General features: G+C 42.7%; 13 protein-coding genes and 1 pseudogene. 2 read left to right on the top strand and 12 right to left on the bottom strand.

Annotated features, from left to right (window positions below; translation table 11 throughout):
* Positions 1-88: 88 nt before the first annotated feature.
* The 4 genes and pseudogenes from ACFIMW_RS08405 to ACFIMW_RS08420 all read right to left on the bottom strand — a co-directional run bounded on the left by ACFIMW_RS08405 (position 89) and on the right by ACFIMW_RS08420 (position 1,315).
* Positions 89-301 (bottom strand): hypothetical protein, encoded by a 213-nt coding sequence (locus tag ACFIMW_RS08405; protein WP_375608777.1) that lies wholly within the window; start codon positions 299-301, stop codon positions 89-91.
* A complete protein-coding gene (locus tag ACFIMW_RS08410; RefSeq protein ID WP_375608778.1) occupies positions 294-497 on the bottom strand; it encodes a hypothetical protein in 204 nt (67 codons plus the stop codon). The genes ACFIMW_RS08405 and ACFIMW_RS08410 overlap by 8 nt, the downstream gene beginning before the upstream one ends.
* A pseudogene (locus ACFIMW_RS08415) lies at positions 430-656 on the bottom strand (hypothetical protein). The gene ACFIMW_RS08410 and the pseudogene ACFIMW_RS08415 overlap by 68 nt, the downstream one beginning before the upstream one ends.
* Positions 653-1,315 (bottom strand): lysozyme, encoded by a 663-nt coding sequence (locus tag ACFIMW_RS08420; RefSeq protein WP_375608779.1) that lies wholly within the window; start codon positions 1,313-1,315, stop codon positions 653-655. Before ACFIMW_RS08420 ends, ACFIMW_RS08415 begins: the two are co-directional and overlap by 4 nt.
* 160 nt (positions 1,316-1,475) lie before the next feature.
* On the opposite strand from ACFIMW_RS08420, the gene ACFIMW_RS08425 reads away from it, so the two are divergent.
* Positions 1,476-1,778, top strand: coding sequence for a type II toxin-antitoxin system RelE/ParE family toxin (locus ACFIMW_RS08425; protein WP_212113015.1), 303 nt, complete (start codon positions 1,476-1,478; stop codon positions 1,776-1,778).
* Complete coding sequence (locus ACFIMW_RS08430) at positions 1,765-2,085, top strand: addiction module antidote protein (protein ID WP_273783426.1); 321 nt, start codon at positions 1,765-1,767, stop codon at positions 2,083-2,085. Before ACFIMW_RS08425 ends, ACFIMW_RS08430 begins: the two co-directional genes overlap by 14 nt.
* An 84-nt stretch (positions 2,086-2,169) precedes the next feature.
* Here the strand turns inward: ACFIMW_RS08430 and ACFIMW_RS08435 are convergent, their stop codons facing one another.
* The 8 genes from ACFIMW_RS08435 to ACFIMW_RS08470 form a co-directional block, all read right to left on the bottom strand.
* The gene (locus tag ACFIMW_RS08435; protein ID WP_375608780.1) at positions 2,170-3,477 is read right to left on the bottom strand and encodes a contractile injection system protein, VgrG/Pvc8 family; all 1,308 of its coding nucleotides are present in this window, start codon (positions 3,475-3,477) and stop codon (positions 2,170-2,172) included.
* Entirely contained in the window at positions 3,474-3,698 is a 225-nt protein-coding gene (locus ACFIMW_RS08440) for a tail protein X (protein WP_375608781.1), read from the bottom strand. Before ACFIMW_RS08440 ends, ACFIMW_RS08435 begins: the two co-directional genes overlap by 4 nt.
* Positions 3,695-4,075, bottom strand: a complete 381-nt coding sequence (locus tag ACFIMW_RS08445) for a phage tail protein (RefSeq protein ID WP_375608782.1) — start codon at positions 4,073-4,075, stop codon at positions 3,695-3,697. Before ACFIMW_RS08445 ends, ACFIMW_RS08440 begins: the two co-directional genes overlap by 4 nt.
* 5 nt (positions 4,076-4,080) lie before the next feature.
* Positions 4,081-6,216: a phage tail protein gene (locus ACFIMW_RS08450; RefSeq protein ID WP_375608783.1), complete on the bottom strand. Its 2,136-nt coding sequence runs from the start codon at positions 6,214-6,216 to the stop codon at positions 4,081-4,083.
* Positions 6,213-6,284 carry a hypothetical protein gene (locus ACFIMW_RS08455; RefSeq protein ID WP_375608787.1) on the bottom strand — a complete coding sequence of 24 codons (72 nt, stop codon included), beginning with the start codon at positions 6,282-6,284 and terminating at the stop codon, positions 6,213-6,215. The genes ACFIMW_RS08450 and ACFIMW_RS08455 overlap by 4 nt, the downstream gene beginning before the upstream one ends.
* Positions 6,285-6,322: 38 nt before the next feature.
* On the bottom strand, positions 6,323-6,610 hold the full coding sequence (locus ACFIMW_RS08460) for a phage tail assembly protein (protein ID WP_375608784.1): 288 nt from the start codon (positions 6,608-6,610) through the stop codon (positions 6,323-6,325).
* Between the two features lie 2 nt (positions 6,611-6,612).
* On the bottom strand, positions 6,613-7,119 hold the full coding sequence (locus tag ACFIMW_RS08465; protein ID WP_375608785.1) for a phage major tail tube protein: 507 nt from the start codon (positions 7,117-7,119) through the stop codon (positions 6,613-6,615).
* Positions 7,119-8,186, bottom strand: a 1,068-nt coding sequence (locus tag ACFIMW_RS08470) for a phage tail sheath family protein (RefSeq protein ID WP_375608786.1), incomplete at its 5' end; no start/stop codon positions are given. The genes ACFIMW_RS08465 and ACFIMW_RS08470, both read right to left, overlap by 1 nt.

Raw genomic sequence — 8,186 nt, forward strand, 5'->3', positions numbered from 1 at the left:
ATGTGCAAAGACATTCTCTATCGCCTCCATGAGACGAGCAAAATTAAGAAACCATTTTCTAAAGAATTTCGCGCGTCTCAGAGTATGTTTAGAGTCGGATATTTGGTTTTTGTGTAAAAATATTTACCAATGCATCTATAAGACGTGAAAAATCAAGCGCTAGTAAGAGTATAATGGGTACAATCCATCTCGTATAACGTGACATCACTTTTATACTTTTGTAGGTCATGATAATTTCTTGAAGGATTTCTTTTTCTCCTTCTGTAAGCTCTGTATCGTCTTTTGTTTTTTTCTTAGCCATGTTTCCACCCACACACACGTTCGCCCTGCTTGTTATGCTCTAAGATCTCTCTTGCTAAATTAGAACTGATGACGTTGACATCTTGCCTCTCTAAATAAATTGGCAACCAACCAACACAAGAGACATACTTATTTGTCCCGCAACCAACGAGAGAGAGCAGCACGCACATCAGTATCACTTTTCTGATTAACTTCATTTTCCACCTCCAGCCGTGTTGTTGCTGTCTTTAAGGTTTTTTCTGTTTGCTTTTGCTGTTCTGCCTTTTTTCCAAGGGTAAAAGCTTTTGCCAAAGCCATAAAAAAAGCGGCTAAAGCCGCGCCTGTTAACAGCAGATTTTTTTCATCCATAAGATCATAGGCGGTGTTCCTGAAAACGTTTGGCAACAAAGAAAATGCCAGCACATGCGGCTAAAACCATGATAGTGGCAAGCGCCCATTGGACTGGACCATTTCCTGCCAATAAACCACCAAGCCCTGAAAAAGACCCAATAACTGGTGCAAGAGCTTCAGCTTTTAAAAATCCCGTTGGTGCTTGTGTTTCTACGGTTTGGTAGTTAGAGGAAACAAAAGCACCTTTCGCCCACAAGCCTGCTTCTGCTGCACGCCGGTGTGCGAGACCTTCAAGACGCTTACCGCCTGCTTTGGTCCATTTCTGTAGCTCGGCAGGGACAGCTTCATATTCACCTTGATTGAGCTTTTTTAACAGTGTCGAGTTACAAAAGGCTCCTGTTCCTACATTATAGCAAAAGGACACTAACGCCGCGAATTGTTCATCTGTTAATGAAACTGTAACAGCGCGTTCAACAGCATTTTCAAATTGTCTTAAGTCTTGGCAAAGAAGTTCTTCTGCTTGCTTTTCAGTGATTGTCATGCCTTCGTAAATAAAAGGTTTTCCAGCACTGTTTGTATGTCCATAACCTATTGTCCACACCCCAATGGCATCTTTATAGGCGTTTAAACGCAAACCTTCCCATTGTTTGATAAGTGCAAGTCCTTCTGATGATATTTTTCGCATATGCTTCTCCATAAAAAAAGCTCCGCAAAAAGCAGAGCTGGATTAAAAAATTGACATCTTTCTCATTCGGAAAGATAGCTTGGTTAAGCTTCATGTCGCTTTTTCATTGGAACAAAAGAATGTATTTGACATTGTAATAATTGTATCTTATAAGTTACAAATGTTTACAGTATACAAAACAGAGCATTTTATAAAATGGCTAGATTCTTTAAAAGATGAGATTGCGCAAGCGCATATTGTTAAACGGATAGCAAGAATAGAAACGGGATTTCTTGGAAATGTAAAATTTTTCCGTGGAATTGGAGAGTTAAAAATACATCATGGTCCTGGCTATAGAATCTATTTTGTAAAACAAGGTAAACAAATCATTTTGTTATTAAATGCGGGTGATAAATCTACACAACAAAAAGATATCGAAAAAGCTCTTCAATTAGTAAAGGAAATGAAACATGGAAATTACTAAATTTGACACAAGTGAATATTTCAAGACACCTGAGACACAAAGGATTCTTTTAGAAGATGCTCTTGAAAGCAAAGATAGTAAGTATCTTGCCCATGCTCTTGGTATAATAGCGAAAAACCAAGGAATGAGTAAAATCGCCCAAAATACAGGGCTATCAAGAGAGTCTCTTTATCGTTCTTTAAGTGATAAAGGCGACCCACGGCTTTCTACTTTTCTCAGTGTTTTGAGTGCTTTAAATTTGCAGATTAGCTTAACGCCTATCCAAAATAATTGTAAGGAACAAGCAGCTTTAGAAGAAGCATCTTGACTACCTCCCCACCTTTAAAGATGGGGAAGGGAGGTATTTAAGCAATCTTTTAAATGAGGGGCTCTACATCTGGTTTATAACCTATCATGTATCCTCTTCGTCCATATGGATAACGCCTTCGCCTTCGTCGCATGCGTTTGGTGGAGCGTTTGGGTTAAGGGTATCATCTTTGTCTGGTGTGGTGTTTGCAACGTTTCCAGCTGTGTCTTCTTGGGCTTCATCAAAAAGTTCACAATCTATTTTTGTGGTGTAACCACCTGTTTTATCAAGTTTGTGCTTAACACTTTTGATGCGCCATTCTGCTGGAATATAAGGGCGGAAAGGGGGCTCTTGAACAAGCTTTGCTTCTGCTTGTACAAACGGATTACCGCCGATATCACATGAGAAAGAAGACTTACCGCGTGATGATTTATTGCGATAAGCAGCAATGGCCGCAACAGCCTCTGATTGGTTATGGTAGGTGTATTTGAGTTCATGAAACGGCGGATTACCAACTTCGACTTCCTTTTTTTCACCAGTGCGAATATCATGATAGCTTGCAATAACACCGCCTTTTTTCTCTTCTTCTTGCTCTTGATTTTCAGGCGTTTTGGCTTCCGTCTCTGCTTTAGGCAAATTGGGGGCGTCATTTTCATCCATATGGATAACATCTTCGCCTTCTTCAACTTCTTCTGGTTCTCGTGCATCAGCGGCGGCTTTTTGATCATCTCCTGCCTCTGTTGCTAAGCCATTGGCCGCTCCTGCTTCATCACGCGCACTGTATTTAAAATCCCAAGAGGTACAGAGTTTTTCATGGATAATAACAACGGGGAGTGTTTCACCAGTGATGGCTTTGCCTTCCCCCCGTCTAGCCAAAACAAGCTTGCCATCAACGGGTTTTGCTACCGCATCATAGTCTTCTGCAAGGCGCGTGGCAAAAGCCATATCGCTTTCAGAAGTTTGATCAATGTGACGCACAACAATTTTAGCAAGAGCAGGGTCAACTTTTGGTGTATAGCCATTGCGCTCTGCTATCTCTTGAACAATACTGCCAAGGGTTTGTTGGTGATAGGATTGGCTTTTGGGTGTTCTATAAGACGTATTCATAGAGGCGGTGCGCCCTGTCACGCTTAAACTTTGTGGAGGGCTGCTTACAGAGATTTCATCAATTAGATAGGCTCCCATATCGCGGTTTTTGCCGCCTTCATAGCCAAGTGTTACGGAAATGATTGTTCCGATGAGAGGAATATCGAGAAAGCCGTTATCACTGTCACGGGCGCGGTCATCAAGCTCTATGGTAATGCGGTCACTTTTGTCTTCTGCTTCATCGGTAATTTCAATCGACAAAACATAGTCCATCAGCATTCTTGTGATGTCCTCTCCATTTGCCATCACTGTGCAAAAAGGTTTCATGACTGGCTACCCCAAATTCTAATCACCGGTGTGGCTTTAGGATAGGGGAGGGTTGGCAAAACGATTGTGATGCCTGCTTTTAAGATAGGTCCATGGTCTGCAAGACCAAAATTTGCTGCATAAACGCGTTCAACAGCAAGGGCTTGTTGACCCTTAGCATAATATCTCCAGCAAATGGCGTCAACCATATCGCCTTCTTTTGTTACGTAAAGATCACTCATAGGTCTCCACCATATTCTCTCAACTTTATCGTAAATTCTTGTTTTTTGGGGGATCCGTTTTGGTGAAAAATGCTTTGTTTTTCCTCTACAGAAAGAATGACAAACTTGCCTAAAATTTTCCCCTGACCGGTCACAAGGATATGAGGACCATTATGCGCCATTTGTCGCAAATACTCGATTTGTCCGTGACCGCCTTTAAAATCTGGATAGATCACACCGGTTAAAGAAAACTCTGCATTTGCCACAGCAGGCAATTGAAGCGCTGATTTGCGCCCCAATCGCCCTTGCTCGACCCATGGAATGCCATAAGACATGTCAAGGGTTTGATAGGCAGCCGTTTCAATGGAAAAGATAAAACCACCCAAAGCTAACATCATGATGTTTAATCCGAAAGGCTAGAGGCTATAGCCAAGCGTTGCTGCTTGGCATAGCGTTCAAGGGCTTGATTGACTGCGTCTCTGATTTCGTCCTTTAAACCATTGGGGACGGAAATATTTAAATTTGAAATCATCACACGGGCATCTACTTCTACCGGCTTATGAACGGTAATGGGCTTGGGAGTTTTGAAGGCGCCCACTTTTGTATTTGTAGTCTGCATTTGTCCTGTTTCGACTACGCTTGTATTAAAGCCACTCTTGCGTTTTTCAGGTGGAGTATTTGTGACCACTGCTGTATCCAGCATTCTTTTTGCTCGTGTTTTAGTTTCATCAGTAAAGGTTTTAATGGTCTGCGTTGAAGTTTTGTCTATTGAGACATTAAAGCCTAACTTTTCTTTCACCCAGTTTGGCATCCAACTGGTTAATTTACCCATCATGCCGCTGAGCCATTCAGACAGAGCATTCCATTTGCTTTTGATGCCGTCCCAAAGCCCATTAATAAGATTGGAGCCTACTTCCATTAAATCGACACCAAACAGCCATTCAATGAGTTCATTGATTTTTTTCGAAATCCAAGAGAGTGGTGAAAAGTTTTTAAAGAACGTCAAGAGGTTATTGAAAACATTACTACATAAGCTGTAAAAAGAATCCCATAGCTTGCTTATAAAGCTTATGACTGTGTCCCAATTTTTGTAGAGCAGATATCCGGCAGCAACAAGAGCTGCAATGCCGCCAATAATCCAGCCAATAGGTGTGGTCATGATAGCAACACCAAGCGATATAAAAGCAGAACCAACGGCGGTTATTGCTGGGATAAGTGACGCTACAAGAGATACCGCAAGACCAGCAACTGCAGAAGCTGCCGGTACCATTGCTGCAATGAATGCCCCAGTAAGAACTGCTCCAACCGCGGCTAAAGATGCTGCTACCCAACCATTGAGTTTGTCCCAATATTGATAGAGGACAAAGAGCGCTGCAATGCCACCCATTAACCAACCGATAGGTGTCGTCATAATTGTGATACCAAGGCTAACAAACGCTGTTCCTACGGCTGCTAATGCGGCAATGAGTGGACCAAAAATGAAGGAACCAAGAGCTACAAGCCCCACCTTAAAGAGGGTTATTTCACCAATCAATGGCTCTAGCCATTGGAACCAGCCTTTAATCCTCTCTGTGAGATCACTGATGCTTTTTCTTAAATCAGAGGTAGGATTAAGCAAATCATTAAGGACTTTTTTTAAGGTTTTTGCCCAGCTCGCAACGGTTGTTTGAATGAGATCACGGTTTTCATCAATCAATTTTGAAAAACCGTCAATCATATCATTAATCACGGGCATGAAACGGGCGCCAATAAAGCTCGCGATACCGCCTATTTTTTTCTTAAAAGCACCAAGCTTGTCACTTAAATCTGCGGCATAGCGTGCAACATCGGCACCTATCAGCCATTTTCCTTTCCGCGCCTTTGCAAACAGTTCTTTAATGGGTGCCATGCCTTGTGCAAGCATGGTCGCCATTTCTTTACCATCACCCCCAAACAGCAGGGCAGCAATATGCTGTCTTTGTGCTTGGCTTTTCATCTTACTCATCTTGTCGGTAATTTCTTCTAACAAGACAGAAGTGGATTTGAGTTTTCCAGAAGTGTTTTTGACAGAAATGCCAAGCGCTTCAAAGCCCATCATGCCTCTTTTTTGTCCGGCATAGGCTTGTGCCGAACGCCTATTTAAAACCGCTAAGGATTGTTGAAAAAGCTCGGCAGAAGTGCCTGAATTATCGGCTGCATCACCCCATAATTGAAGTGCCGTAACACTCATATTTAAGTGGTGTGATGCGTGATAAAGACTATCTCCCAGATGCATGGTTTTCATGGTGAGGGCGGTCACACTTGCCACAAGACCACCCCCGGCAAGCCCTAAGACACCGGTAAAGACTGAAGCACGACTTGCCGCCACTCCAAGAGCACTTTGAACGCCATGAAGGCTTTTTGTCATGTTTTTGACAGCAGCAGAAAAGCGCGGAATACCCAAACTATGTGAGAGTGTTTTTGACAATGTATCGAATTGTTTTTGAACACGTTTGAGAGGTGCCGTGAGTTTATCTTCAAGAGACAATTTTACCTTTGCATCAGCAACTTTTTCACTCATTTTGTTTTACACCTTTCTGCTGCTTGGTTTCGCCAGAATATGAGTTCTTGTGGTTCCATTTCCATCATGTCTGAAAGGGACCAATGGAACTCAATAGCAATATCGGCTATGAGTTTTGCGGCGTTTTCCCAGTCGAGGTATCCCGCCGTTTGGTAAAAGACTCCAAGATCTCTCCAATATTTGTCAAATCATTAATGTCGAATTCGCAGATGACCTCATACGGCCATTCAGAAAGGCGTGCGATCATAGTGATTGTTTGCTCTATACCTTCTTTTTTGTCGATTGCTTGCAAATCTTTTGTTTTGGGGCGCCGTAAGGTAATTGTGGTGTGCTCTTTTCCTTCAAATGTGAGAGGTTCAAACAATTGATATGTAACATTTTTTTGTAGTGTCATTTTTATAATCCTAAATTGTTTCTATGGTCTGCGAGTTGATTGACGCCATTGAATTTTCTCACCAAGTTGAGGACATCTATCTCAACGATTTCAACGTCCTTCTGGACATATTTGAAATACTGCAATGTGAATGTAGCCGTAGAAGTTGCTTTTCCTCCCGGTTGCCATTCTGCCATTTCAAAGCCTTTGCAAAGCCCTCTCATGGTAATGACAACACCTTCTGCGGGTGTGCCTTGAGCTTGCATTGAACTGCGCAATGAGATGTTGACATCGGTGCGCCCTAACAGTGCCATCAACTCTGGAGAGCAATCAGAAATGGTCATGCTAAGCGTGAGGGTTTCAAGACCAAGGTCAACTTCAATGGAGCTATCCATGCCACCCCCGCGATAACTTTCAACAACCAAACTCAAATTCGGTAGGGTGACACTTTCACATTTTGCCTGATAGGGAATACCATCGACAAAAATGTTAAAATATTTCAAGACTCTGGGTAAAACAGGTACGGTCATTAAAAGATCTCCTCTAAGTAATCATTCACAATGCGTGAACGGAACGTGATATGTTCTGCAGGTGTTGTGGGGGTGAATTCGACATTGAAATAGACTTTGCCGCTCTCAATGGCGCTTGCTGTATTAAGCTCTAGATCAGGCGTACAGCGCCCACCAAGAATGGCGCCTTGTGCTTTTAAATCACGCAAATAGGCATTGACGCTTTCACTGACATCATTCATGTAGGTTTTTTTGATATTGCGGTCGACAGCCCATAGATGTCCGCGCAAAATAGCATCATTGATCATATCTGCGGTGCGCACCACGGATAAAAAAGCAAATTTTGTATCGTTTGAAAGTGTGCGATTACCCCAGAGGCGATAGCCGTTTTCACGGATAATTGTTGTGATATTTTGTTCATTGAGAAGGTTGGCACGGCTCGATCTGTCCCCAATGGAAAAATCAATAGGGCGTGCAGTTCCCACAATGCCATTGATCACTTTATTGGAAGGAGAATGCCAAAAACCGTTGTCAAAATCTGTTTTGGCAATGACACCAGCAACCGCTGCACTTGCCGGCTGTTCTATGATTTTTCCATCACGATTTACCTTTACAAACGGGTCAATGAGAATGGCGCGTTTTGAATCAAAATCCTTTGCTGTGCTAAGAGCTGCTTCATCTGTTGTGTTGGGTGCATCAAGCACCACAATGGCGCGCAAACGCTCTGCAATGCCAATCAGTTCTGCTGCTACAGGATTAGAGGTTGCACTGATTTCGGCTTTGGCTGTCGCTCCAGTGCCATCTCCTTCAATCGTCACATTTGGGGCGCTGTGATAATCAAAGCCACCGTTCTTAATGGCAACAGAAGTTACTTTTCCATCTTTCAGGATTGCTTCTGCTTCTGCACCGCCGGCAATTTTAACTGTTGCTTGAGTGTAACCACTTCCTTGGTTCGTCACATCAATCTTGCTAAGACTGATAGGGCGTTTGTGTGTAAAGCCTGAAGCGATGAGAATGCGTGGTGTTTGTCCCACAATGGATTGTGCTCCAATCAAAGCATGGACGCCTTCATAAGCACCATTTGCGTT

This window comes from Bartonella sp. AC329YNZD, assembly GCF_042196685.1.
In the GTDB taxonomy this organism is placed as follows: Bacteria; Pseudomonadota; Alphaproteobacteria; order Rhizobiales; family Rhizobiaceae; genus Bartonella.